25 protein-coding genes are annotated in these 26,055 nt (G+C 59.9%); 10 read left to right on the forward strand and 15 right to left on the reverse strand.

The annotated features are described in order from the left end of the window. Positions 1 to 39: 39 nt before the first annotated feature. Together pdxY and arfB are read right to left on the reverse strand one after the other, a co-directional pair. Positions 40 to 966, reverse strand: coding sequence for a pyridoxal kinase PdxY (gene pdxY, locus I6J19_RS01390; protein ID WP_235191228.1), 927 nt, complete (start codon positions 964 to 966; stop codon positions 40 to 42). Positions 967 to 1,007: 41 nt separating this feature from the next. After that, positions 1,008 to 1,451: an alternative ribosome rescue aminoacyl-tRNA hydrolase ArfB gene (gene arfB / locus I6J19_RS01395; RefSeq protein ID WP_038627596.1), complete on the reverse strand. Its 444-nt coding sequence runs from the start codon at positions 1,449 to 1,451 to the stop codon at positions 1,008 to 1,010. 139 nt (positions 1,452 to 1,590) lie between these two features. On the opposite strand from arfB, the gene I6J19_RS01400 reads away from it, so the two are divergent. The 6 genes from I6J19_RS01400 (at position 1,591) to I6J19_RS01425 (ending at position 7,407) form a co-directional block, all read left to right on the forward strand. Further along, positions 1,591 to 2,373: an SDR family oxidoreductase gene (locus tag I6J19_RS01400; protein WP_038627594.1), complete on the forward strand. Its 783-nt coding sequence runs from the start codon at positions 1,591 to 1,593 to the stop codon at positions 2,371 to 2,373. 16 nt (positions 2,374 to 2,389) lie between these two features. Beyond that, positions 2,390 to 3,070: an alpha-ketoglutarate-dependent dioxygenase AlkB family protein gene (locus tag I6J19_RS01405; RefSeq protein ID WP_038627592.1), complete on the forward strand. Its 681-nt coding sequence runs from the start codon at positions 2,390 to 2,392 to the stop codon at positions 3,068 to 3,070. Positions 3,071 to 3,103: 33 nt separating this feature from the next. After that, entirely contained in the window at positions 3,104 to 4,357 is a 1,254-nt protein-coding gene (locus tag I6J19_RS01410) for a sensor histidine kinase (protein ID WP_222867120.1), read from the forward strand. 52 nt (positions 4,358 to 4,409) lie between these two features. Next, positions 4,410 to 5,117, forward strand: coding sequence for a response regulator (locus tag I6J19_RS01415; RefSeq protein WP_038627590.1), 708 nt, complete (start codon positions 4,410 to 4,412; stop codon positions 5,115 to 5,117). A gap of 116 nt (positions 5,118 to 5,233) precedes the next feature. Then, positions 5,234 to 5,977 carry an ABC transporter ATP-binding protein gene (locus tag I6J19_RS01420; RefSeq protein ID WP_038627588.1) on the forward strand — a complete coding sequence of 248 codons (744 nt, stop codon included), beginning with the start codon at positions 5,234 to 5,236 and terminating at the stop codon, positions 5,975 to 5,977. Then, positions 5,974 to 7,407: an ABC-2 family transporter permease gene (locus I6J19_RS01425; RefSeq protein ID WP_038627586.1), complete on the forward strand. Its 1,434-nt coding sequence runs from the start codon at positions 5,974 to 5,976 to the stop codon at positions 7,405 to 7,407. The genes I6J19_RS01420 and I6J19_RS01425 overlap by 4 nt, the downstream gene beginning before the upstream one ends. Positions 7,408 to 7,441: 34 nt before the next feature. Here I6J19_RS01425 and I6J19_RS01430 read toward each other — a convergent pair whose 3' ends face one another. Both I6J19_RS01430 and msrA read right to left on the reverse strand, forming a co-directional pair. After that, on the reverse strand, positions 7,442 to 8,623 hold the full coding sequence (locus I6J19_RS01430; protein ID WP_038627584.1) for a YkvI family membrane protein: 1,182 nt from the start codon (positions 8,621 to 8,623) through the stop codon (positions 7,442 to 7,444). A gap of 99 nt (positions 8,624 to 8,722) precedes the next feature. Further along, positions 8,723 to 9,379 carry a peptide-methionine (S)-S-oxide reductase MsrA gene (msrA, locus tag I6J19_RS01435; RefSeq protein ID WP_038627581.1) on the reverse strand — a complete coding sequence of 219 codons (657 nt, stop codon included), beginning with the start codon at positions 9,377 to 9,379 and terminating at the stop codon, positions 8,723 to 8,725. A gap of 134 nt (positions 9,380 to 9,513) precedes the next feature. Here msrA and menE point away from each other — a divergent pair, with 134 nt between their 5' ends. The 3 genes from menE to I6J19_RS01450 all read left to right on the forward strand — a co-directional run bounded on the left by menE (position 9,514) and on the right by I6J19_RS01450 (position 12,835). Further along, entirely contained in the window at positions 9,514 to 10,674 is a 1,161-nt protein-coding gene (gene menE, locus I6J19_RS01440) for an o-succinylbenzoate--CoA ligase (RefSeq protein WP_070431977.1), read from the forward strand. A gap of 85 nt (positions 10,675 to 10,759) precedes the next feature. Beyond that, positions 10,760 to 11,656: a 1,4-dihydroxy-2-naphthoate polyprenyltransferase gene (locus I6J19_RS01445; RefSeq protein ID WP_038627576.1), complete on the forward strand. Its 897-nt coding sequence runs from the start codon at positions 10,760 to 10,762 to the stop codon at positions 11,654 to 11,656. A 9-nt stretch (positions 11,657 to 11,665) separates the two neighbouring features. After that, positions 11,666 to 12,835, forward strand: a complete 1,170-nt coding sequence (locus I6J19_RS01450; protein ID WP_052155575.1) for an alpha/beta fold hydrolase — start codon at positions 11,666 to 11,668, stop codon at positions 12,833 to 12,835. A gap of 9 nt (positions 12,836 to 12,844) precedes the next feature. Here I6J19_RS01450 and I6J19_RS01455 read toward each other — a convergent pair whose 3' ends face one another. Further along, positions 12,845 to 13,204, reverse strand: a complete 360-nt coding sequence (locus tag I6J19_RS01455) for a DUF4229 domain-containing protein (protein ID WP_038627574.1) — start codon at positions 13,202 to 13,204, stop codon at positions 12,845 to 12,847. A gap of 194 nt (positions 13,205 to 13,398) precedes the next feature. Between I6J19_RS01455 and I6J19_RS01460 the strand changes: the two genes are divergently transcribed. Then, positions 13,399 to 13,701 carry a hypothetical protein gene (locus tag I6J19_RS01460; protein WP_038627573.1) on the forward strand — a complete coding sequence of 101 codons (303 nt, stop codon included), beginning with the start codon at positions 13,399 to 13,401 and terminating at the stop codon, positions 13,699 to 13,701. Here I6J19_RS01460 and rfbA read toward each other — a convergent pair. The 10 genes from rfbA to I6J19_RS01510 form a co-directional block, all read right to left on the reverse strand. Next, positions 13,698 to 14,573 carry a glucose-1-phosphate thymidylyltransferase RfbA gene (rfbA, locus tag I6J19_RS01465; protein WP_038627571.1) on the reverse strand — a complete coding sequence of 292 codons (876 nt, stop codon included), beginning with the start codon at positions 14,571 to 14,573 and terminating at the stop codon, positions 13,698 to 13,700. The two genes, I6J19_RS01460 and rfbA, sit on opposite strands and share 4 nt — an antisense overlap. A gap of 20 nt (positions 14,574 to 14,593) precedes the next feature. Then, complete coding sequence (locus I6J19_RS01470) at positions 14,594 to 15,283, reverse strand: dTDP-4-dehydrorhamnose 3,5-epimerase family protein (RefSeq protein ID WP_038627569.1); 690 nt, start codon at positions 15,281 to 15,283, stop codon at positions 14,594 to 14,596. Between the two features lie 564 nt (positions 15,284 to 15,847). Next, complete coding sequence (rfbB, locus tag I6J19_RS01475) at positions 15,848 to 16,840, reverse strand: dTDP-glucose 4,6-dehydratase (RefSeq protein ID WP_038627567.1); 993 nt, start codon at positions 16,838 to 16,840, stop codon at positions 15,848 to 15,850. A gap of 51 nt (positions 16,841 to 16,891) precedes the next feature. Continuing rightward, positions 16,892 to 17,902, reverse strand: coding sequence for a c-type cytochrome biogenesis protein CcsB (gene ccsB / locus I6J19_RS01480; RefSeq protein WP_038627565.1), 1,011 nt, complete (start codon positions 17,900 to 17,902; stop codon positions 16,892 to 16,894). Positions 17,903 to 18,077: 175 nt separating this feature from the next. Beyond that, a complete protein-coding gene (resB, locus tag I6J19_RS01485) occupies positions 18,078 to 19,766 on the reverse strand; it encodes a cytochrome c biogenesis protein ResB (RefSeq protein WP_038627563.1) in 1,689 nt (562 codons plus the stop codon). A gap of 15 nt (positions 19,767 to 19,781) precedes the next feature. Beyond that, complete coding sequence (locus tag I6J19_RS01490) at positions 19,782 to 20,642, reverse strand: cytochrome c biogenesis CcdA family protein (RefSeq protein WP_038629328.1); 861 nt, start codon at positions 20,640 to 20,642, stop codon at positions 19,782 to 19,784. A 23-nt stretch (positions 20,643 to 20,665) separates the two neighbouring features. Further along, positions 20,666 to 21,280, reverse strand: coding sequence for a TlpA disulfide reductase family protein (locus I6J19_RS01495; protein ID WP_038627561.1), 615 nt, complete (start codon positions 21,278 to 21,280; stop codon positions 20,666 to 20,668). 53 nt (positions 21,281 to 21,333) lie between these two features. Then, positions 21,334 to 21,927, reverse strand: coding sequence for a histidine phosphatase family protein (locus I6J19_RS01500; protein WP_038629326.1), 594 nt, complete (start codon positions 21,925 to 21,927; stop codon positions 21,334 to 21,336). A 148-nt stretch (positions 21,928 to 22,075) separates the two neighbouring features. Next, positions 22,076 to 23,422 (reverse strand): glutamate-1-semialdehyde 2,1-aminomutase, encoded by a 1,347-nt coding sequence (hemL, locus tag I6J19_RS01505; protein WP_038627559.1) that lies wholly within the window; start codon positions 23,420 to 23,422, stop codon positions 22,076 to 22,078. A gap of 35 nt (positions 23,423 to 23,457) precedes the next feature. Further along, a complete protein-coding gene (locus I6J19_RS01510; RefSeq protein ID WP_038627557.1) occupies positions 23,458 to 26,049 on the reverse strand; it encodes a heavy metal translocating P-type ATPase in 2,592 nt (863 codons plus the stop codon). Positions 26,050 to 26,055: the final 6 nt, after the last annotated feature.

Raw genomic sequence — 26,055 nt, forward strand, 5'->3', positions numbered from 1 at the left:
CGCGGGGGCTGAGCCCCCCAGCCCTACTGCACCCCAGCCCTACTGAACCTTCGTAACCTCAAACCGCTGCTCCGGGTTGACGTAGGCCTCCTGCGCACGAACGAGCTCCAGCTCGCCAGAGCCGGACTCGTGCGTGACCTTCAGCAGTTCAAAGATGCTGGCCGCTGTGTTGCCCAGTGCGACCGAAAGGTCACCGTCAATACCGCGACCACGCAGCAGGTTACCCGCGAACAGCGCGGCCGTGACATCACCGGAACCGTTGCGCTTCAGCGGCAGGTACGGTGTCGCCACCAGCCATGCGCCCGAACCGTTGACGGCGAGCATCTCAATCTCGCCCTCCTTGCGCTCCGGACGCAGCACGCTGGTGACCAGCACGGCCTCCGGGCCCATCTCACGAGCAGCATGGGCTGCCGCAATGGTGGACTCCAGGTCGCTGACCTCGCGGCCTGTCAGGTATCCCAGCTCAAACTGGTTCGGCGTAATCACGTCTGCCACCGGCACGACCTTGTCGCGCAGCAGCGGCGGAATGTCATCCGAGACGTGGCAGCCACTCTTGGCATTTCCCATCACCGGGTCACACGAGTAAATGGCCTTCGGGTTGCGCTCCTTGGCCAGCGCCACGGCCTCGATGATGACATCCGCAATATCGCTACCGCCCTGGTAGCCAGAGATAATCGCATCGACGTCGTCAAGCTTGCCCAGCTCATCGATACCCTTGATAACCTCGCGCACATCCGTGGCCGGAATCATCGGGCCGCGCCACTGGCCATAGCCGGTGTGGTTGGAGAAATCGACGGTGTGGACCGGCCACACTTCAAAACCTGCGCGCTGCAGCGGGAAAACGGCAGCGGAGTTACCCACATGGCCGTAGCTCACATGCGACTGGATGGACAGGATCGAGGGCACGCGGTTGAACTCCGCGACGGCTTCAGCTGCCTTTTCGGTAGGGGCCTGATTTTCGCTCATTCCTCTATATTGCAACGAATGCGTGAAAATCCCATATTCCCCTAGTAGGAGCTGGGTCGGCGCCTGCTGGCTTTGAGCTCAGAGCGGCGTTGCTTCTGCGCTTTACGACGGGCAATCGAGGCCCGACTTGGTCGAGTCCGCCGGCGTCTCGGAGGCGGTGGCTGCACGGCTTCCCGAATGAGTTCCGCCAAGCGACGCCGGGCTTCCGCGCGGTTGCGCACTTGGGAGCGCTGGGTGGTGACGGACACTGTGAGTGTCGTGCCGTCGAGTCGGTGGCTAAGGTTCTGGAGAGCGCGGCGGCGGTGGACGTCGGAAAGCACGGTGAGCTCGGCAATATCGACCGATAGCTGCACCTTGGAGTCGGTGGTGTTAACGCCCTGACCGCCCGGTCCACCGGAGCGCGCGAAGCGTTCGGTGAGTTCCGCCGCGGGGATGACGAGGCCCTTTGGGATGCCGGGACCTGGTGGAATCTTCAGGGGTTTCATGGTGGCCAGTGTAGAGGGCGCGTTTGTAATCAGGGCGCGTTTCCCCCAATCCGCTGTTAAACAACAAATGCTCATCTAAGCTGGCGAATAACATTTATCCACTTATAAAAACAGCAGGAAAAGACAGGATTGAGGCGCTATGGCTACTTCTGATTCCCCGTCCATTTTCATCTCCGGCGGCGCGCAGGGCATTGGCCGCGCGGTGGCCGAGAAGTTCCTGGCCGCGGGCTGGACCGTAGGCGTCTACGACATCAACGAGGATGCCCTGGCGAAGCTTAAGGCTGAGCGCCCGGAGGTAATCGTCGGCAAGCTGGACGTGACGGACTTTAAGCAGTGGGAGGACGCGCTTGCGGACTTCACCTCCCACACCGGCGGCAAGCTGACGGTGCTGGACAATAACGCGGGCATCATCGGCGATGGCGATATCACTGACCAGTCGCCGGAGATTATTCACGCGCAGGTGGACATCAACTGCACCGGCCTGACGCTGGGTGCGAAGGCGGCGCATCCGTACCTGAAGCGCACCAAGGGGTCTCACCTGGTCAACATGGGTTCGGCTTCGGGTATCTACGGTCAGCCGCACATCGCGCCGTACTCTGCGTCGAAGTTCTACGTCTCGGGTCTAACGCAAGCTCTGGATTTGGAATGGCGCAAGGACAAGATCCGCGTCGTCGCCATCATGCCGCTGTGGGCGAAGACCAAGCTGGCGGACGTTTCCGCTGGTTCGACCCGCCGTCTTGGCGTGCGCATCACGCCGGATCAGGTCGCAGATGCCGTGTGGAAGGCAACGCATCCGCAGAACTTCATTGAGCGCCAGCGGCACTTCTACTCGGTGTCGGCAGCGGACTTTATCCTGCGCTACCTGGGCAAGATTGGTCCGCAGTTCCTGTCCCGCCCGGTTAACGCAATCATCGCGGGTTAAGAGGCAAACTAGACCTATGCTCTTCGATCAGCTCCCGCGCGACGATGCCCGCATCACGCCGGGAGTTGTTCATCTTCCGGGGTGGCTTCCATTGGAGCGGCAGGCCGGCATCATCACGCAACTCCGCGACATCGCCCGCGACGTTGCCGGCACTCCCCTGGCCATGACTCGCCCGCAGCTCAAAAGTGGTCAGATGCAGGTCTTCATGCTGCATCTGGGGCGCATGTGGGCCACGAATCCGTACCGCTACGTCACGCACGCAGGCGGCGTTCGCGTCCCGCCTGTGCCTGACAATCTGCTGCAGCTCGCCACCGAAGCACTTCGTGCCGCCGCGCTTTACGACGAATCCCTCAGCCAGTGGCCTGCCACTTTTCGGCCCGACATGGCGTTGGTCAACTACTACCCACCCGGGGCCACCATGGGGATGCACCAGGATCGCAACGAAAACTCCCCTGCCCCAATTGTGTCGCTCTCTATCGGTGACGAGGCCCTGTTCCGCATTGGCGGGACTGAAAACCGCAACAAACCCTGGGATGACGTGACTCTCGCCAGCGGGGATGTGATTGTGTTTGGTGGTCCCAAGCGGCTTGCGTTTCATGGTGTGCCCAAGACTCGTCCGGACACTTTGCCGGAGGGGTGCGGGCTTAAAGAGGGCCGCATCAATATCACTTTTCGGCAAGTGGAAAACTCACACTAAACCGCGCAAGTCACCGACCGCTAGCCTAGACACATGCAGCGCACCATTGCTCCTACACCCGCGCAGTCTGCCACCGCGCAGACTCCTGCCCCACTCGACTGGCACAGCCGGGTGCGTTACTTCGTCGGCTCGTTCCCAGCTGCCGATCTCGCTATTGCGGCTGCTTTCCTGCTGTGCTGTTGGTTGAGCACGACGCCGCTATTTACTTATGGCCCGAGCTTCACTTATGTCACCAATCTGGTTCTGTCCGCGATGATTGCCGGCGCCGCAGCGTTTCGTCGTAAAGCAGTGCGCGCATCGTTTGTGGTTACATACAGTGCCCTAGCGGGCCTCGCCTTGCTGGTGTGGCTATCCCCGGTGAACCTTGGGGTAGACCCTATTATTGTTGCCGCCCCATTATCGTTATGGGCTGTGACCAGGTGGGAACAGAATCGCACCTGGGGCATAGTTGGGCTCTTTTTAGGGTTGATTGGCAGTTTCCTCAACCCAGCGGTTCCAGCCTTCGGTTTTACTCCGGAACGGCTGTTGGTCTTCGGTCTGCCCGCGGTGCTCATCACGGCGAGCGCGTACGCAGTGCCGCTGTGGCTGCGCATCAACGCCGAGGAACATGCCGCGGAGTTGGAGAACGTCGTGGCGCTCAACAAGTTGGAGTTGTCCCGGGAGCTTCACGATGTCGTGGGTCACGGACTCACCTCTATTAAAGTTCAGGCCCAAACCGCACTGTACCTGGCGGAGATGAATGACTCACGAGCGGAACGCGCTGCTGAAAAGACCACGCTGGAAGGTATTGCCGAGACCGCAGAACAATCGTTGCGAGATGTGCATGCGCTTGTCGATGCACTACGTGAAGGCGGCGAGATTAGCGCTGACCCGAATGAGATTCCACGTCTGGTTGCGGCTGTTTGTCCGCCGGGTCGCGATGTTTCGGTGACTCTGCCGGAGTCTTATGAGGCGCTGGCGGATTGGCCACTCGCGAAGCGTTTGACTCTGGTGCGGGCAGTGACGGAGTTGGCCGCGAATATGGCCAAGCACTCATCGGGCGCTGGTCAGTTCACGTTGACGATTGAATCGCCTACTGAGTCGCCTATTGCCCCATCTGCCGATGCCGATATCAGCCCGGCGCGGGTTCATTTGGTGACCGCAAATCGGGCTGTGAGCGACGCCTTGGCACACAGGAAGCGAGCTGGTGCTGGCCTGATTGGTCTGGATGAACGCGTGGCGCAGCTCGGTGGCGAGATGACTTATGGTGAAAGCGACGGTATGTTCCGCGTCAGCATTCAGCTATAAGTGCTTTGGCCAAAGCAGGTCTAACTATTGACACTGCATAGAAAGACGAGCAATGGGTGTAATTCGAGTTTTAGTCGCTGAAGATCAAGCGCTGATTCGGCAGTCTTTTGCGCAGCTTATTGATGCCCACCCGCAGATGAAAGTCATTGGCGCCGTGGGCGACGGTGCTGAGGCTGTGCGTCTTGCCTCCGGCGCAGATGTGGTCGTCATGGACATTCGTATGCCAGTGATGGACGGTATCGAGGCCACGCGGCAAATCGTGCGAGGGGCATCGTCCGGAGGCGCGACCCACGCATCCGCTCCGAAAGTCCTGGTACTGACCACCTTCCGCGAAGAATCCCTCGTACTTGGCGCTTTAGAGGCTGGAGCCGCAGGCTTTTTACTCAAAGACTCCGATCCCCGTGAGTTACTTTCGGCCATCATGCGTATCCACCGCGGTGAAGGAGTCATCGATCCGAAGGTGACGCCAATGGTGTTGCGACACGTTTCACCGCGCACAACCCACTTCGAGCAGTCAGCAAGCGCTTCCTCGACACATGGCGATGGCTCAGACCCCACTGACGCAGAAACCCAGTTCACACCCCGAGAACAGGAGATTTTGGACCTCGTCTGCCAGGGGCTTTCCAATGATGAGATCGCTCGCAGGTTGGTGGTCGCCACGACGACCGTGAAAACCCATGTGAAAGCGCTACTAACAAAAACGGGCTCACGCAGTCGCGTGAATCTTGTCATTTGGGCTGCGAAAAACGGGATGCTTTAGATTCTCCTCGCTGGTGCCGTCACCCTCGCTAGCGCCTCCTCCCTGGGGAGGATATTTCCACCAACTCATCCTCAGGGAGGGCGCGAACCGCTCCAAGCACTCCTATTACTTAAGGCATGAACGCACCAACTCCTACCCCAGGCCCTTCCGCAGATGCCGCTGCTCCTCTCCTCCAACTGCGCGACATCACCGTCGCCTACGGCAAGAACGAACCGGTCCTGAACGGTCTCGACATGAGCGTTCGCGCCGGTGAGGTCTACGGACTATTGGGACTCAACGGCGCAGGTAAGTCCACGCTGATGAGTACTGTGCTTGGCCTTGTTCCCTACTCCGGTGAAATCAGTATTGCGGGACGCCCGTGGTCCATTGCCGACCTAGACCACATCGGCGCCTCTATCAATGGCCCGGCGTTCTACCCGCAACTCTCGGCCACCGACAACCTCAAAGTGCACGCACACTTGACCGGCACGGACAGGAGCCGTATCGCCGAAGTCCTCAACTTGGTCGGGCTTCATGCTGGTAACAAGCGTGTCCGCGCTTTCTCAACGGGCATGAAGGTTCGTCTCTCACTGGCGATGGCGCTGCTCACCGACCCCGACATTGTGCTTCTCGACGAACCCACTAACGGCCTCGACCCCGAAGCTATCGTGAGCCTGCGTACCTTGTTGCGGAATCTCGCCGATAGCGGCAAAGCAGTTGTGGTGTCTTCGCATCAGCTCGGTGAGGTCGAAAAGAGTGTTGACCACCTGGGAGTTCTCGCTGGTGGCCGGCTGGTCTACGAAGGCCCGCTGACGGACTTTGCGGCTGCTGGTCAATCCCTCGAGCAGGCTTTCTTTGCCGCAGTAGGTGTTGCCCGATGAGCGCTCAACCGCACACACGCACTTTTAACACGCGCGCTGTTCCTACGCGACACTACTTCCGCGCCGAACTACTGCGGGCGAAGTGGTCGCTCACCATGTTCCTGCCCATCATCATGGTGGCAATCGCTCTGGTCAGCATGGTCTTTTCTACAGGCGTTGATGCCACCGCCATGGCGAGCGCCCACATCTACTCGCTTATCCTGCTCCCTCCCCTGGCTGCTATTACGTCCGTCATTGGCCAAAAACGTGAAGAAAAGCTCCGCCAAGGTGGCCTAATCTGGCGCAATATTTCGAGCATTCGGGTACTCCTGGCACGCGCAGCCACTGTCATCGCCTCCACGGCCCTCGGCCACGCACTGATGGCCACTCTCCTTGCCCGGAGCGTGAGCACCGCATTGCAATTCACGATCTTCAACACGTTGTCATTCTTCGTGTTCTGGGCATTCGGCCTTGCCCTATGGCGCCTTGTGCCACGCGCAGCTCTCTTCCTTGCTCCGCTCGCTGCCATCGCTTGGGCCATCGCAGGAACACTGGATGCCATGAGCCCAAACTGGCAAGTTCTCCCGTGGACCTGGGCAATCCGCCCAACGTTACCTATCCACGGAGTGCAGGCTAATTCCATCACGGCTCCCGCAGACAGCGAAATCTGGGACATTGCCATCCTGCCGCCCGCGCTGCTGCATTTACTCCTCGGGCTAGGCTTCTTTGTCATCGCATTGGCTGCGCACGGAAAATCTCTCAGCTTGCCGACGGGCCGGGAACGCAGCACTTCGTCGTTAAGCCATGGCATGAGCGCGACCCTGCCCTGGCGCACCTGGTGGAGCCTCGCAGCGCTGATGCTTGCCGGGCTTGCGGTCGTGCGTGTGGTGTGGAACCCGGAGTATGCGATGGGGTTGCTGAGTTTCGTCTGCGTGCCGACGGCCGCAACCGTGGTCGCCATCATGACGTGGACCTCGCAAGCTGATGCCTGGCCAGCGCTGATGTATCGACGCTCGCGGGGGAGCATCACGCTCCGGCTGTTTGCCTTGGATATGGCGTTTCTCGTACCGGTGCTCGTGGTTGCGGTGATTATCAGTGGCGCGGGCGGCGAAGCCAGCAGCGAGACCGACATCAACCCTTGGCCGTACCAGGCGGTCATCGCGCCTCTTGTGGCCGCAATGATTGTGGCCGTGACCGGATTGATTGCGCGTCGAAGTGTGGCAGCGGCGATTTTTGCCTCGGTCGCGCTCGGCGGTTGGGCGGTGCTGGTTGGCGGTGATGTCCTCAGTGCTTCACCGCTGTGGTGGACCTCGGAATGGGGATGGACCTGGGTGGTCCGTGATTACCCCGAGCGGTGGCCGTTGATGGTTCTCGTATCCACCATTGTGACCGGGGCATTCGTGGCCTGGGCGCGGGCAACGTCGCTGAAAGCCATCCGATTCCTGAGCTGACAGCGACGCTGACTGCAGCCACGCGCCAGCCCGCCTACTCCTCGATAGCCTCACGGACCTCTTCGACGCTGAGGTTGGAGTCTTCGATTTCCTTGCGAGCTTCCTTCTTCCGACCACGGCGAACAAGGCGGAAGATGCGCTTACGGCGGGAAGTCTCTTCGCTGATACGCTCACGACCGCGCAGCCAAGCAACGAGCATGACGGTAATGAGCAAAAGACCGATGTAGCCCAGGATTGGGTAGACCCAACCGATTAGGTTCTGGAAGCCCATAAAGCTCAAGGCGAAACCGAGCAGGACCAGAGCAACGTAGACAATCTTGAATTTTTCCGGGTGATTTGCGGTGACGCGACGCCCCAGTGCGTAGAACATGCCAAGTGCCGTGTTGAAGATCATGCCAAGGATTACCACGGCCATGGCCTGGCCCAGCCACGGGTGCAAGCGGTTAATAACGGTGAGCATCGGCACGGCATCGGTTGCGACAGTACCAACGGTGTGGAACAGCGTGATGGTGGTAATCAGCAGCATTGCGGAGTACACCAAACCGCCGACAAAGCCACCGGCTCCTGCAGCGCGGGGGTTGAACAGGCTGCCGCCAATAACAATCGCCATGGAGACCGCAACCATCAGGTTAAAGCCCACGTAGTTCACCGCGGCGACAACCCAGTTCGGCAGAGTGGTCGGGACTTCCGCAACGGCAGCTGCCTGCTCCGCGGCTGGGGTGGCATCGGTAAACGCCAGCGTATAAATACTGGCCAGCAGGATAAAACCGACGATAAACGGCGTAATCGAACCAATCACGGTGGTCACGCGATCGACGTCGAGGAAACCAGCCGCGATGGTCACCAGCATCATAATCACGGCACCAATCCACACGGGGATGCCCCACTGCTGCTCCATGTTGGCACCCGCACCGGCGAACATGACGAACCCCGTGGCGAAGAGCGTGATAATCACGCCGATGTCCAGTACGCGCGAAAAGATGGGATGCGATACGCGTCGGAAAACTTCGCCGTGCTCGCTGGCCTGGAAATAGCTTCCCAGCTGCAAAATGATCATCGCCATCAGGCTCATAATCACCGCTGAGAGAACGGCACCCCAGACACCATTGATGCCAAAGGCGACGAAGTATTGCATGATTTCCTGACCCGTCGCAAAGCCCGCGCCGACGACTACGCCGACAAAAGCAAATGCAACGCGCAGTACTTGCTTCACCACAAGGGTTCACTCCTATTCAACTATCTGATTGATATAACCACCTTACTTTTCTCAGTGAGTTTTACTAATCGCGATTAAGCGTTCTACGAAATTTCGCCTTTAAATCCCGCAGGCCACGCCGGTTGAATGCACCGGGCAGTAGCCGTTCGGATTCTTAAACAAGTACTGCTGGTGCTCGTCCTCGGCTCGGTAGTACTCCCCTGCCGGAGTCTCCGCGAGTGGCTTAATCTCCGTGGTAATGGGCCCCAGGCCAGCATCGGCAAGCTTCGGCGCGTACGCATCGGAGATTTCCTGCGCCCGGCGCGCCTGCTCGGGCGTCGTCGTGTAAATCGCGGAACGGTACTGCGTGCCGACATCATTACCCTGACGGTAGCCCTGAGTGGGATCGTGGGCCTCGAAGGCCTTCGCGATCAGCTGGTCGAAGCTAATCTGCTCCGGGTCGTAGACAACCTCCACAATCTCAGTGTGGTTGGTCCGACCGGTGCAGGACTCTCGGTAAGTGGGATTTGGCGTCACGCCACCGGCGAACCCGACCGACGTACTGAGCACGCCCGGGGTTTCCCAAAACAGCTTCTCAGCACCCCAGTAGCAGCCGATACCGATGTAGACAACCTCCTGGCCATCCTCCCATGGGCCGGTAATAGGCGTGCCGAGCACCGCATGCGGCTTCGGATTCTCCAGCACCGGGTGCGAGCCGCCCTTTAGCGCCTCACCTTCCGGCACAAGCTCCGCCGACCTACCAAAAAACCAACCCATCTTCGATGCCTTTCTATCTATGACTTCCTATGCTCTGCGCAACGCGTCCGCGGCGACGATTGTTCCGCCCGTCACCACCGCCACACTCACGTTTCACACGCCTCGTCACCAGAAACTACGGCACAACACGGGCTATGGTTTGGATTGTGCGTACGCTCAGCCTGCTTTCCGTCAATCCCCACGACTCGACCGATATCCTGCCCGACCTCCGTGCCGCGCTGGACGGCGAGGTCTCTTTGCTCCCCGTTCCGCTTCACGACGGCACGCGAGCCTCAATCTTGCGGAACTCGCAACGCGCAGGTGAGCCAATTGATGAGTCCATCGCACTTGTTGTCGGCACCTCCGGTTCCACCGGCACACCGAAGGGTGCACAGCTGACGGTGGATAACTTGGTCTCCTCTGCTACCGCTACACATCAGTGGCTCGGTGGTGAAGGACAGTGGCTGCTGGCGATGCCGGCCTACCATATCGCTGGCCTGCAGGTTCTCATCCGTTCGCTGCTCGCGGGCACGGATCCGGTGTGTGTGGATGTGACCGATGGTTTTGATGTAGCCGCATTCGCTGACGGTGCCGAGGCCCTCACTGGTGCCGGTGCCGGCGACCGCGCCTACACTTCGCTAGCTCCCATGCAGCTGGCGAAGGCCATGGAAGAACCCTTTGGCGTGGCAGCCCTGCGCCTCTTCGACGCCATCCTCGTCGGCGGCGCGGCCTTGAACCCGCAGGTGGCAGCACGTGCGGAAGAGCTCGGCATTAACGTCGTGACCACCTATGGCTCCTCCGAGACAGCCGGCGGCTGCGTCTATGACGGGCAGCCTATTGAAGGCGCACAGGTCGCCATCGAAAATGGTCGCGTCTGGCTGGGCGGGCCGATGATTGCACACGGTTACCGCAATGCGCCCGGTCACGAGGATTTCCATAAACCAGGTTGGTTCGCCACCTCCGATGCGGGCGAGATCCGCGATGGCCGGCTCGTCATCACGGGACGTCTGGACACCATCATCGACTCCGGCGGGCTGAAACTGCACCCCGAAGTCCTCGAGCGTGAACTGCTCGCCATCGATGGAGTTACGGGAGCTTGTGTGGTGGGCGTGCCACACCCACGGCTCGGCCACGCTATCGTCGCAGCGTATGAAGGCACCGCTGAGCTCGGTGATGTCATGGACGGGCTCGGCGATGCTGAAGACGCCGGGCGAATCAATCACTGGATGATTCCCAAGGACCTGCGTCGCGTGGAGGCCCTACCGCTAATTGGGCCGGGCAAGGTCGACCGGAAGAAAGTCGCGGCGCTCTTTTAGCCTTTGGACTTGTGTCCTCCAGCCTTTAAGCCACTCGAACCCGCATTAGTTCAAGGCATTTGGTGTCACGTCCTATTATTAATTCATGTCTGAAGCACCAAAGAGTCCTGCAACGGCGTCGTTAAGCGATTGGCTGGAAGGCGCGCGCCCCCATACCTGGGCGAATGCGTTTGCGCCGGTCATCGTCGGTGTCGGAGCGGCATCGACGCACGCGCCGATTATCTGGGGACGTGCGGTGCTCGCGCTGGTTGTCGCGTGGGCGCTGATTGTGGGCGTGAACTTCGCCAACGACTACTCCGATGGCATCCGCGGTACTGACGATGACCGCTCGGGCCCGCTGCGCCTGACTGGTTCTGGGCTGGTGGAGCCGAAGGTTGTGAAGTACGCGGCGTTCGGCGCCTTTGGTGTCGCGGGTCTTGCCGGTGTAGCGCTGTCTCTGATGAGCGCGTGGTGGCTCATTCTGGTCGGCGCGCTGTGCATTGCGGCGGCGTGGTTCTACACCGGCGGTAAAAACCCCTACGGTTATCGCGGACTTGGCGAGGTCTCGGTCTTCGTCTTCTTCGGTCTCGTCGCGGTGCTCGGTACGGAGTTCACCCAGACCGGCTCCCTGTCCTGGGTCGGCCTGGCCTGCGCAATCGGTATCGGTTCGGTGTCCTCTGCCGTAAACCTGGCGAACAACTTGCGCGATATTCCCACCGACGCTGCCACCGGCAAGATCACCCTGGCAGTTCGCCTGGGCGACTTCCGCACCCGCATCGTCTGGCAGATTCTCTCCATCATGCCTGCCCTGGCCAGTATCTTTATCGCTTTCTGGCACCCATGGGCGCTGGTGGGTCTGCTCATCGTGCCGCTGTGGGTGAGGGCCTCCGAGCCAATCCGCATGCATAAGAAGGGCAAGGAGCTCATCCCGGTACTGGGGCTTACCGGCAAGATGATGCTTGCCTGGTCCGTCATCACGGCACTCGCACTCGCACTCAGCTAAGGGGTACCGATGGACTTCCGCGCACTGACGCACAAGACGCTTGACGACGTCCAGAAGGCCGCAACCCGAGTAGGTGACACAGCAGCCAAGGCTCCAGCTTTCGTCCGCAGCGCTGCTCTGCGTTTGACCAGTTCGGGGCGTCGGCGACTGGCACTGGAGCACGGCGCGCTGCATTCACAGACCCGTGAACCAGGCCTGACTGATCTTACGGCCACCGGCGTAGTACATATCAAGACCACACCGGTCACAGCCGACATTGCGGCCAAGGATGACGAGCGAAAGGCCAGCGACAAACCGGATGCTGTCACCACCGATATTCCGGTGCACTGGTACGAGGTTGAACCAGGCGAGCCCGCCAAAGAACCTGTGACCATCGTCTTTATCCACGGCTTCACCCTGGCTGGCGAGTCCTGGTACCAACAGTTCAACGCACTGCGGAAGTCACACCCGGAAGCACGCCTGCTCACCATGGATCTACGCGGCCACGGCCAGACCGGCGCGGTTCCGGCTTCACTCTGCACGGTCGAAGGTGCTGCGACCGATGCGCTGGCCGTGATTGCAGAGCGCGCCGGGACCGGAAAACTCATCGTGGTTGGGCATTCACTGGGCGGTTTGATCGCACTGCACATGGTGCGCGCTGCCGAGGAAAGTATTCGCCGTCGGATCGCAGGCGTAGTGCTGATTTCCACGTCTATCGACAAGCTTGCCGCCCAGGGGGTACCGCAGATTCTCGCGTCCCCGGTGGCGGATGCGGCGCGCAATGCGATTGAGTCCTCGCCGAAGGAGATCCGCAAGTTCCGCGAGGCAATCGCGTCACTGATGGCGCCGTCGTTGGCAGTTGCGGTGTTCGCCCGGCGCACGGACTACGAGATCATCGAGTTCCACGCGGCCATGATTAATGAAACACCGCTGGAAACTTTCGTGGGATACCTCGACGACCTGCAGGACCATGACGAGTTCGCGGCCGGACCTCACTTAGAGGGTCTGCCGGGAGCGGTACTGGTGGGCACGAAGGACGATGTCACTCCCCGCAAGCAAGCAGACCTAATTATGGAAAAGTGGCCGGACGCCGAGCTAGTTGAAGTCGACGGGGCCGGCCACATGTTGCCGCTGGAGGCTCCGGATGTGGTGAACCAGGCAATCGAGCGGGTGCTGGAGAAAGTTCAGAAAAGAAGCTAGAGCGGAGCGCTAATTTTCCTCGCGGTCCTTAATCTGCTGCGCAATGTATTCTTTGTGCGCACGGCGGTTCTCCGACCACACGGCAACCGACTCATTGGCCTGAACGCGCAGCTTCGGGAACACAAACACCGACAGTGGCATCGCAATAATTAGTGCAAACACAGCCGTAATTGCGGCCGGAATCCGCACGCCAACAAGGTAGATAATCGCGAGCAGGATGAAGAACAGCACCAGGAACAGCAGCAGACGCGCAAGGCCGTACCAGAACAGTCCCTTCATGGCATTGCCGCGACCAGCATTCTTGGTCACCGGAGCTACTGGCGTCTGAGCGTCAGAAGCCAACTTGTCCTGCTCTGCTGGATTGGTCATTACACCCTCACCTCTACGTATTACGCCTGTGCTGCGCCCGACGTTGTTAGCGCCCCATGGCTGTTCGTGTCCAACGTTCCTTTGTGCCCTAACGAACTCTGTACGCCGTACCGCCTTGCGTTGCGATACCCCTCGTGGGCACTACGGGACTCGTTGCGTATTCTAGTCGGTAAATCCAGGAGGTTAGCTATTACATGGGTCGGCTCATTCTGCTGCTGTTCATCGTCCTTGTCGTAGTCATGCTGTGGAAGGCATTTGGCCCTGGCAGTCGTGGCAACGGCATGCGTCGTATTTCTGCTCCGCAACCGGAGCCCCGCCCGCTTGCTCCCGACGATGATCCGGAGTTCCTCTGGAAGCTCAAGAAGGCCGAATTCGATCGCCGCAAGCGTGAGCAAGAGCTACAGGAACGGCGCGAACGCGAGACTCGTGACCGGGATAACCAGGGAGATAAACCAAATAGGCCCGATAGCCCAGACAATCCCGGCGAAACCGACTAAACGTCTTTGCCTCGCAGCAACAACTGCTGCAGGTACTCCCCGTAGCCGCTGGCGCTGAGGGCGTCGGCACGCGCGCTAAGCGCTGCATCGTCGATGAATCCCATGCGCCAAGCCACCTCTTCCGGCGAGCCAATCTTTAGCCCCTGGCGCTGCTCAATCGTGCGCACGAAATCGCCCGCGGCCATCAGATTGTCCACCGTGCCGGTATCCAGCCACGCCGTGCCGCGCGGCAGCACCTCTACCTGCAGTTTTCCACGCTCCAAGTAGGCGCGGTTAACATCCGTGATTTCCAATTCGCCGCGTGACGACGGTTGCAGCGAGCGAGCTATTTCAACAACATCGGCGTCATAAAAGTACAATCCAGGCACCGCGAAGTGGCTGCGTGGTTTCTTCGGCTTCTCCTGAATCGCCACGGCCTTGCCGCTTTGGTCGAAGTCCACGACTCCATAGGCGGTGGGATCTGCGACCCAGTAGGCGAAGATTGCTCCGCCATCGACGTCATGGAAGCGGCGCAGCTGTGTGCCCAGGCCGGCGCCGTAGAAGATGTTGTCGCCGAGGATGAGCGCAACGGAATCATCGCCGATGTGGTCAGCACCGATGATGAATGCTTCCGCGAGACCACGGGGCTCGTCTTGGGTGGCAAAGGTGAGGTTGAGACCCCACTGCGAGCCGTCGTCAAGTAGGCGCTCAAACTGCGGGGCATCATGTGGCGTGGTGATGACGAGGATGTCCCTGATTCCCGCGAGCATCAGCGTGCTCAGCGGGTAGTAGATCATGGGCTTGTCATAGACGGGAACCAGCTGCTTGCTGACACCAAGCGTGATTGGAAACAGCCGAGAGCCCGTGCCACCTGCGAGGATGATGCCCTTCATAGTGCTCGCGCCTTTCTGCCTTACTGCCCGGCCGCTTCGTTGGCGATTGCCCACTCGTCGCGAGCCATGTTTTCGAGGTCCTTGCAGTCAAACTCACTGGGGAGCTTATTGCCCTGCGCCTCGAACTGCTCGATCGTCGGGGCCTTCTGATCGCGCTCGGAGAGAATCATGTCCGCTTCGGTGAGACCACCCTTGGCCAGCAACGCGGCCAAGTCGATTCCCAGCGTCGGGTCCTGGATGCTAACAGCGCGTTCAGCCTCCGGATTGTAGCCGGTGGAAGTGAGGTAGGTGAGCACGGAGTCGTCGGCAAGCGAGACGAAACCATGTCCGATGCCGTTGGGCAGATAGACCACTCGGCGGGTCTTGCTGTCGAGCTCGAAGACCTCAACCTTGCCGAATGCGTCAGAGCCGCGACGCAGGTCAACCGCGATGTCGAGGATATGGCCCGCGGGACAGGTGACCAGCTTCGCCTGGCCGGGATGACCATCTGGCGCGGTGCTGACGTCGGCGAAGTGAAGGCCACGGACAACGCCCGCCGCGGAGACACTCATGTTGGCCTGCTCCGGAAAGAACGGGTAGCCCGTGGCCTCGGCGAATGCGTCGAGGCGATACCACTCGTGGAAACTACCGCGGCTGTCGCCGTGGATGACCGGCTCGAAGGTGAAAACGCCGTCGATGGAAGTGGGCTGGAATGTGCTCTCAGGGCTCATGGGTAACAAGTGTAGACGCGAGGGACGGGTTCGGGCTGGTGGTGGGTTGGGTGTGAGCTGGGTAGTCGCCGAGCCGAAATTAGCGCTTAACGGCATTCATGCGGGGGTTGTTGCCCTAAGGTCTCGATTTGTGTGCCCTTTTAAGTGAATCCACACTTCTTGACCTGGGAGTTTCTAATCTGAAGCCCACACAAGTCGAGACCTTAGGGAAAATGGCCCGAATTTGAGGCTTATTTGTTAATCCTGAATACGAAAACAACGTTTAACGACATTCACAAGGGGTGTTTTGACGCAGACTCGCATGTTTGGTGGGCTTCAGATTAGAAACTCCCAGGTCAGATTCACCCAAAAGCCCGAAAATGCCACCAAACATGCGAGTCTGGGTATTTTGGGCCTGTTTTGAGCCCTTTACCTGGTGCGCATGGGAACTATATTGCAGGCGTGGCTGAAGTGACGCATGGGGCGTACCAAGTAACCGGGGTGCACCAAGTAACCGGGGTGCTGGCTAGGCAGAGCCCAACCAACCCAAACCAACCCAACCAACCCAAACCAGCCCAATCAGAACTACAACTCCTGCTCGCGCTCAGCGTAGCCAGCCTCAGCGGCATCATAGGCCGCAGCCCACCAGGACTCGTTGGCGCGATACCAGTCGATGGTCTCGGCGAGGCCTGCGGAAAAGTCTTGGTAGCGCGGCTGCCAGCCAAGGCTGCGGATGGATGCAGGATCAATCGCATAACGACGGTCATGCCCCGGGCGGTCAGTGACATGAACGAAATCGGATCGCTCACGCCCGAATCCCTCCAGGATGTCTCCGACCACGTCGAGGTTGGAACGCTCACCATCGGCACCGATGAGGTAGGTCTCCCCCACCTCGCCGAAATCCAGGATTGTCCAGACCGCATCGTTGTGGTCATCGACGTGAATCCAGTCCCGAATATTCTCGCCGGTGCCGTACACGCGAGGGCTACGACCGCGCAGCAGACCACAAATCTGCCGAGGAATCAGTTTCTCCGGATGCTGCCGCGGGCCGTAATTATTCGAGCAGTTACTAATAGTCGCAGCCAGTCCAAAGCTACGTACCCAAGCCCGGACAAAGTGGTCCGCAGACGCCTTGGAGGCCGAATAGGGGCTGGAGGGTTTGTACGAGGTGGCCGTCGTAAAGCGTGCTGGGTCGTCGAGAGCGAGATCGCCAAAGACCTCGTCTGTGGAGATGTGGTGGAGGCGAACATCGTGGGTGGCGCAGGCCTTCGCCAGATTCACAGTGCCCATGACGTTGGTGGTGACGAAGGGATCGGCATCCACTAGCGAGTTGTCGTTATGGCTCTCGGCGGCGAAGTGGACGACGGCGTCGAAGCGGGGCACGAGGCGATCGATCAGCTCCGCGTCACGAACATCGCCGCGGATGATTTCACAGTCCGCGCCTTCCAAGCTCGCAGGGTTCGCGGCATAGGTGAAAGCGTCCAGCACCGTGACATTCACATCCGGCCGCGTGGCCAGAGTACGGAGGACAAAGTTGGAACCAATAAAGCCGGCACCACCGGTGACGAGAACACGCATGGAAGCGATTCTAGTTCACCCGGCGATACCGGCTTGTACAAGTATGAAAGCTTAGTTCAGGCCAGCGTACGAGTGCAGACCCGAAACCACCATATTGATGAAGAAGAGGTTGAACACCATGGTCGCGAAACCGAAGATATTAATCCACGCGGCTTTGGTATTACGCCAACCCGAGGTCGCGCGAGCGTGCAGGTACAGAGCGTAGATAATCCAGGTAATCAGAGCCGTGGTCTCCTTCGGATCCCAGCCCCAGTAGCGGCCCCATGCGGACTCCGCCCAAATAGCGCCCAGCACAATGCCCAGACCGAACAACGGGAAAGACCAAATAGCGGTGCGGTAAGCAATTGCATCCAACTTCTGCGCGTCCGGCAGCGGCGCGACCAGCTTGCCCAGGAAACCCTTTTCGTTGTCCTTGCGGTTGTACATCCGCAGCATGTAGAGAATCGACGCGACACCGGAAATCAGTGCAATACTGCAGCCGATAGAAATAATCGAGACGTGAATCGGAATCCAAATCGACTGCAGTGCCGGCACCACTGGAGCAGCCTCAACATATAGGTTCTTACCCCCGTAGAACATCAGCGCCAGAATCGGTGCCAGCATCCACGGCCAGAACACGCGCATGGCCTCACGATGCAGTACGCCAGCTGCAATTGCCATAGCAAAGAGGATTGAAACTGATACGTACTCGTAGAGGTTGCCCCACGGGAAACGCTGCACGGCCAGGCCACGCAATAGCACCGATGCAAAGTGCACGGCTACACCGACGTAAATCAGCATTTCCGTCACAACGCCGAGTCGGTTCGTCAGCGCTTGGTTCCTAGGCTCGCTTGCCGACGCCTTCGTCTCCGACTCCCCCGAGTCAGCGACACTAGCGGTGGTAGCTCCATCACCAGCACCGGCGGCTACCAGCTCGCGCTCCGCAACCTGGCTCTTAGCTTCAGCGGTCGCGATACGACGGCTGTAGTAGGCAATGGATACAACAAAGGCCACAAGATAAAAGGCGAAGGCCGTGAAGTACGACCAGTCCGAAAACTGCGCCAGTGTCTTATTGACGAGCATGTACTTGGCTCCAAAAATGTGGAATTAGCGGAATACTTCTTCAAACCCTAGTACTAAAGCGGGACTAAGCAAAAGGGGACCGGAGACACGGGGGACGCAAAAAGTTGCGCGGAGGCGCATTTTCCGCCTCCGCGCATTCAGCCTGTGGCAGGGATGGACCAGGCTTAGTGGTCAGTTAGCTTTTGGCCTTGTTGTCCGCGCTCTCGTTGGTCGCAGTATTGTTGTCGGCAGCATCCTCGTCATCACTGTCACGTTCCAGGATGTCGTCAACGATGTACTGGAACTCCTCGCCCCAACCGGCCTTGTCAGTGCGGGCCAGGCCACCGAACTCAACGCGAGTGCGGCCATCTTCCAGCGGGAACATGCGCACCCAAACACGCCGGCGTTTAATACCCAGCGACATCACCATGCCCGCCAGTGCGGCCACAGTTGCCACCAGCACCCAGAACTGCGTGGGATCGTGCGAAACCTGCAAGTTGACGAATTCCTTCGCACCGAGGAATTCAATCTTGGTGCCGTCGGCAAGCTCGGTGGATTCGCCCTGTTTGAGGTTGACGCGGGCTTCCTTAGCCAGCTGACCCGAGTGCATCAGGTCGCGGTCGAGGGAGAACAGGCCCTGCGAGCGACCAGTGTCCAGGCCCGCGTCGCCACGGTAGATATCGACAGCCACCGCCGGGTCTTGCATAGCCGGGTAGGAGGACTGCAGCAGGGCACCCTTTTCGCCAGTGAACTCAGCGGTCGGGGCGAACAGGCCCTCGATTGCAATCTGGTTCTGGCGGCGCTCGAACAAGTCCGGGTACATGCCCGCCGGTGGGTCGAAACGCAGCGCACCCGAGGATAGGAAGAAGGTCGGGTCATCCGGGCGGAACTGGACAATCGACGTACGCGACTCACCATTCGGCCAGGTCACCTTAAAGGCCGGGGCAAAGCCGTGCCCCTGCAGGTAGACGCGGTCACCGGCGATGCGCAGAGGGTGGTTGACCTGCAGCGTGGTCTTCTCCCACTCATCGACAGGCTTACGCATATCCTCTTCTTCTGCGAATCGGATGTGCGAGGTGAACATCTTGGCCTGGCCGTTCGGCAGGTAATCGGCGGCAAAGTCCTCCACCTGAATACAGAACGGGTTCAGAGTCGTACCGTCGAAGGTGTTGCCCGAGCGCAGCGAGTCATAGTTTGCCGCTGCGGTGTTACAGAACGGAACGACCACCGCGCTGTTGACGTTGTCATCAGAAATTTCGGTGCCGGTGTTGGTCAGCAAAATGACCTGGCCCTCGTAATAAATCATGCGGCCCAAGCCGACGATGATAATCAGCAGCGCAATGCCCAGGTGGAATACCAGGTTGCCGAACTCGCGCAGGTAGCCCTTCTCTGCAGAAAAGGAGCGTGCCCCGGCGCGGTCTTCATCTGCTGGGGTTTCGGTCAATGCCCACTTGTTCAGGCGCTCACGCACCCGCTTAGAAACTTCGTCCGCGGGGGCATCGACGACGGCTTCGTCGTGAAGCGGAAGACGCGCCAACCGTTTCGGCGCCCTAGCCGGCGGCGTTTTCATGGCCTTGTAGTGGTCGATGGTGCGCGGAATAATGCAGCCGACCAGGGAAATCAGTAGCAATGCCACGATGGCGACGAACCAGACGGACGAGAAGACATCGAAAAGCTGCAGCTTATCCATGATCTCGGCGGTCTTGCCGTTGGCGGCAAGATACTGGTCGACCTTGTCCTTATTCAGCGAGCGCTGCGGCAACAGGGCACCCGGAACCGCTGCGAAAGCGAGAATGAACAGCAGAATCAGCGCCGTGCGCATGCTGGTCAACCAGTTCCAGACCTGCTGGAAGGGCTGTCGTACCTTATTCCAATTCACCGACATCGAAGAAATCTTTCACTAAATTGGCGTTACCGTATCAGTAATAAAAGCGGCCTGAACCCAGGCAACAAAAACATCCCACAGTCCCGTGACCAGGGCAATTCCGACCAGCACCAGCGCCACACCACCGATGAGCTGAATGGTTCGCGAGTGCTTACGCAGGAAGTCCACTCCCCGCATCGCACGTGCCGACCCCAGCGCCACCAAAATGAACGGCAGCCCCAGCCCCAGGCAGTAAGCGATAATCAGCGCCACTCCCCTGGCCGCAGTCATGCCCTGTGTACCTGCGGACACCGAAATAATTGCAGTCAGCGTCGGGCCCAGACACGGCGTCCACCCCAGCGCGAACACCGCGCCGAGCAGTGGCGCTCCCAGCCAGGTGGTCCAGCGCTTCGGCGCCATGCGGGTGTCTTTCTGCAGCGCTGGCACCATGCCCATGAAGGCAAGCCCCATCACGATGGTCACCACGCCACCGACAATCGTCAGCGTGCGCGCCTGCAGACGCAACGTGGACACGAGCCCGAAAATCGAGGCCGACCCCAGCACGAAAATGACAGTAAAACCCAACACGAACAGCAACGCGGCCAGGCCGACGCGGGCTGTTGAGGAACGCTGGCCACGACCTCCATCGCCGTCATGCTTATCGACGGAGGTTGCGTCCGCAACTCCCGTCGTCACGCCGTTGCCCTGCGCCCCCGATGCTCCGGAAATACCGGTGAGATAGGAGACATAACCTGGCACAAGCGGGATAACGCACGGGCTAGCGAAGGAGACGAGACCGGCCAGTGCAGCGGCGAGCAGCCCCAACACAATGGGACCGCCGGTGGCGACGTCGGCGAACTGCTGGCCGATGCCATCGGCAAAATAGATCGTGTCCATGGCAAAAGTTCCCATGCCGGGGCCTAGCCCTCCGCCTTCACTTCATCGACAGCCTTCATCAGCATCGTGTGATCGACCTCGCGGAGGAATACCTTCGCCGGGCGGTGCTGCTTGTCCAGGATGATGGTCGTCGGAATCACCGACGCCGGGATGCCGCCGAGTGCACCGGCGTTGACGAAAGCCGGGTCATAGATCGACGGGTAGGTGATGCCGTTGTCCTTCACAAAGTCGATTGGAGCTTGGCGGACGTTGTCGCGGACGTTAATGCCGAGGACGGTGCCGATTCCCTGCTCTTCCATCTGTTCCTGAACGTACTGCAGGTCATCAGACTCGGAGCGGCACGGTGCGCACCACTGGCCCCAGGCGTTCAGAACCACAATCTGGTCTTTGAAGTCATCAAGAGAGATTTCCTTGTCATCGTCCTCGAGAGAAGGACCGAAGACATTGCCGACCGGCTTGCGCTCCTCTGGTGCGTAGTCAATGATTTGCTGACCACCCGGAGAAACAAACTCGAACTGACCGCCAACGGCGACGGCGTCGTGTCCCACCGACTCTCCGGGGTTACATGCCGCGAGCGACAGAGACAGAGTTGCTGCCACCAGCGTTGCTGCAATTCGGGACGATGAGACCTTGGCCACCTGGGTGCCACCTTCCGGGGTCAGTGAAACTTCAACAAAACTATTTATTCACCTTACAGGTGACTTGCCGGCTCACTGTAACGCACGTCGACAATGGTGTCTCCGACGAAGATTAAGGAGGTCACGCTCGCCAGATCACACTGCCTGTTTGCCGGGTTGTGCGCGAGCTTCAAGTACCGCGCACGACGCTGAGCGGCAATGATGCACAGCTGGTGGGTCACCAGCACCGCTTCCGCTCCCTCGGCGGCCTCGCGGGCTCGCTCGATGGCATGGAACATGCGGTCCGCAATCTCCTCGTAGGGCTCGCCCCAGCTGGGCACGCTCGGACGACGCAGCCGTGGCCAGTACTTCGGATTCCACAGTGCGGAGTCAATGCCCTTGATGTGCAACCCCTCAAAGGAGTTACCCGCCTCTAGCAAATCTTCATCCAGGATTGGCTTCGTGCCGATTACCTCGGTGAATGGCCGTGATGTTTCCTGCGTGCGCTGCAGTGGAGAGCAGGCGAAGTAGCGGATGTCGTGGCCTTCGAAGGACGAGGCCGTGGCCGCTGCCTGGCGCTGACCACGCTCTGACAGGTGCCAGCCGGGCAGACGTCCGTAGAGAATCTTATCCGGGTTATAAACCTCGCCGTGGCGGACGAGATGCACAACCGTGGTCTTGGCGTGCTTTGTCGCACGCTTAGCTGCCTGATTCTCCGGCTGTACCGGCTGCGCGGCCTGCGGTGCTGCCTGCGGTGTGGCTTGCTGTGCTGCCTGCTGCTCGGCCTGCGAATCGGTCTTGTTCGACACGTGTCACCTACTCCGGCTTGGCGGCTGCCGCCGCCTCGGCCGCGCGGGCTGCTGCACGCTCGATGATTTCGAAGTCGGCGTCGGTGAGTGCGGCGGAGACGAACCAGGTCTCGTAGCAAGAAGCCGGCGGGTAGACACCATTGGCCAGCAGTGCGTGGAAGAAGGCCGGGTAGCGGAAAGTATCCGCTGCCTGCATCTGCTCAAAGTTGTGCCCCTCACCCTCGGCGAAGCGCGGCGAGAGCATCGTGCCCGCACGCTGAATGTGGTGGGCCACGCCCTGCTTGGTCAGGGCATCGGACAGAATCGTGGCCAGGCAATCCGCATTGGCCGCAACGGTGTCATAGACATCCTTCGTGGCGTTTTCCAGGTTGGCCAGGCCAGCTGCCATAGCGACCGGGTTACCGGAGAGCGTACCTGCCTGGTACACCGGACCATTCGGGGCCAGATACTCCATGACATCGCGGCGACCGCCGAAGGCAGCGGCCGGCAAACCACCGGAGACGACCTTGCCGAAGGTGGTCAGGTCACCGGCCACACCATCAATGCCGTACCAGCCGTTGTAGGAAGCGCGGAAGCCAGTCATAACCTCATCGAGGATCAGCAGAGCGCCGTCTGCGTGGCAGACTTCCTTCAGCTTCGCGTTGAAGTTGTCCTGCGGTGCGACGGTACCCATGTTGCCCGCTGCCGCCTCAGTGATGACACAGGCAATCTCGCCCGGGTTCTCAGCAAATGCGGCCTTGACCGCCTCAATGTCGTTGTAAGGAACAACAATGGTGTCGGCAGCCGATGCACCGGTGACACCCGGCGAATCCGGCAGACCAAAAGTAGCGACACCAGAACCGGCCGATGCCAGCAGCGCGTCCACGTGACCGTGGTAGCAGCCGGCGAACTTGATGATCTTGGAACGGCCAGTGAAACCGCGAGCCAGGCGAACTGCGGACATGGTGGCCTCAGTGCCGGAGTTGACCAGACGCACCTCATCTACCGACGTGCGCTCAACGATGTGACGAGCCAGATCGGTCTCAGCCGTCGTCGGAGCGCCGAAAGACAACCCGCGAGTGGCGGCACTCTGAACGGCCTCCACCACTGCCGGGTGGGCGTGGCCCAGAATCATTGGACCCCACGAGCAGACCAAGTCCACATATTCGTTGCCATCAACATCCACGAGACGAGAGCCCGCGGCGTGGTCAATGAAACGTGGGGTGCCACCGACGGAACCGAAGGCGCGGACCGGCGAGTTCACGCCACCCGGCGTCACTGCCTGAGCCTGCGTAAAGAACTCTGCCGAACGCTCGGTGAGCTCAACGTTTTCTGGGACATGAGGAGCATTAATGTCTTGAGTCACGGTGACCATCGTAGACGGCCACTCGGATTAAGGGCTACCCTGCCCTACCAACGTCCCAGCTTCACCCTGAATAGATGCTTCCTGCGGGACGACACTCGACGGGAACGCCAGTCGATCCACAAGCTGGAGAAAATCATCAATAGCGATGCCAGGAGCGGGTGAATCATACCGGTCATACCCAGCAGGATGACTGCAACGTTGTAGAACCACGCAAAGTAGATGTTGGAGTCCATCATCCGCACCACAGCACGTGCGATTTCAATGGCCTCCGGAATCGACAACACGTTGTTGCGCAGTGCCACGACATCGGCGTAATCGACATCAAGATTCTGGTTGCCTTCGGTGTTGTCCATCAAAACACCCACATCAGCGGCACGCAGAGAGTCCCGGATGTCCTTGTCGCCAACCATCACGACTGTCTCACCGTCACTGTGGACCGAACGCACCGCAATGGCCTTGCGGGAGGCAATGATGCCCGCGAATACTCGCGAGATATTCAGCCGGTCAGCAAAACGACGAGCTACTGGATACGGATCTCGAGTGATCATCATGGTGTCCACGCCCATATCCTCCAGCTGGTCAATGCTCTCGACCGCATCGGGCTTAATGTCCTCACCAATGGTGATAACACCACGGACCTTGCCACGCCACGACACCACCATCGGTGTACCGCCACTGAGCGCAGCCACGGCCATTTTCTCGCTGAGTGCAGTGAGATCACGTGGACGCCAAACACGCCCCTCAACAAAGCGCATCTCCAACTTGTCGTCGGAGTCCTTCACCGGAATCTCTACCTGGCCAACGAACGCACCGTCTTCCGCAATTGCGACATGCACGGTCTCAATCCAGTGCGGCACCTCGCCACCGCCGGAACCGGCGTCGCGGGATGCACGGCACGCGCGCACGATGGCCGCCGATGCCGGGTGGTTGCTCTCCATCATGAGAGCGCCCGCCACACGCAGAACCAAATCCGGATTTTCATTGCGCTCTGCGGCGACACCGAGCACGTGGGTGTCACCCTCGGTCAGGGTTCCAACTCGGTTAAAAATCACCACATTGGCGGTAGCCAACTTCCGGAAAGTCTCATTGCCACGAATCAAAATTCCGTTACTAGCACCGGCCAGAATCCCGATGCGCTGCACGGTCGACGTAGACATTGCCAATGCCACCGGCGCGATGCCCGAGAGTATGGCCAGCGCCACCGCGAGGGCACCGCTCATCGTGCCCGTCGCCAGCCACCAGCCGCAAAATGCCACGCCTGCCAATGACAGCGTCCACGGCACCAGCTCTGATGCCGAGTGCACTGCGGTCTGGTGCATCACCGTTTCTTCTCGAACCGCTTGACGCAGCCAGCGCGCTATCGATGACGCCCGGGTCTTGAAACCGGTGCGCTCCACGCGCACCTTGAGCTCCGAATCCAGGTTGATTGCGCCGGCCCAAACCTTGGAGTTGACCTTGACCTTCTGCGGTTCAACGCCAATACCGAGTAGCTGTGCATCCATCGTGGACGCACCACCGATGACTGAGCCATCGACCGGAATCACCGAGTGCGGTGGAACCACGATGTCATCACCGATATTGAGCTCGGCGACCGTTACCTCCACTCGTTTCGGCTCCGCGGATTTGGCGCTCTTGCGCACGACCGTCACATTTCGCTCAGCTGGAATGCGCAGGTTGCGCAAAATCTGTCCAGTACGCACCTTGTTGTAGCGCGTAAACATACGGCCTGTTAGCAACAGCACGGTCAGGCCGCAAGCAACGTCGAAAAACACCTCTGCCGAGGCGCTTTCCCGGTAGTTGAAAGCAAACCACGTGGGCGCAGTGGTATATCCAATCTGTCCCGCGGGACCAAAGATAAGCTGCGCCAGCGACCACAGCCACGCCAGCAGAATGGCAATGGAGCTCGCCCCATCCAGCGCCGACATCCGCCGACGCAGGGACGCCGCCATTGCCCGGTGGAACGGCCAGCCACCCCACCACACCACAATCGTGGTCAGCACAAGGCACATCCACTGCCAGCCCGGGAACTGCCAGTTGACGTTCAACGACGTCACCAGCACCGGAATCGATAGGAACAGGCTGCCCCAAAAGCGCTGCTTGGTCACCAGTTCACGCGCCGTGAACAGTACCTCCGCACCGCCGCCGCTTCGGCGCAAGGCCGCTTCACGACGGCGAATGCGCTCCTCCTCATTCTGTTGAGCGGCAGCCGGAACAGCGGGACGGCGATGTTGTGACACATCCAGCCGAGTTGCACGACGACGAAGCGTGCTGCGCGTGAGGTACGACTCGACCCCGATTTCGCGGAGAGCTTCGATGAACTGATTCGGATCGATGGTATCGGGCGCTGTAATCCACGCGCGTCCGGGCTTGTAAACCACAGAGGCTGTCACATCTGGAAAGGATTCCAAAACATGCTCAGCACGCTCAGCGCTCTCGGCGTTTTCCAAGTTTTCCAGGATGAGTGCGAAAGCTGTGTTGGACTGGCCTCTGCGGTGTGCAAGCCGCTGATGGGCACTTTCTTCGTCGATATCCTGACGGCTTCGTGGCAATGCCTTACGAGCAGCGACCTTGGCATCCACAATCGCCTGTTCAACGCGATTGTCCAGAGAGAAATCAAACTCACCGGTGTCACTCATGGCCTT

Origin of the sequence: Corynebacterium amycolatum (assembly GCF_016889425.1) — a bacterium.
GTDB classification, from domain to species: Bacteria; Actinomycetota; Actinomycetes; order Mycobacteriales; family Mycobacteriaceae; genus Corynebacterium; species Corynebacterium amycolatum.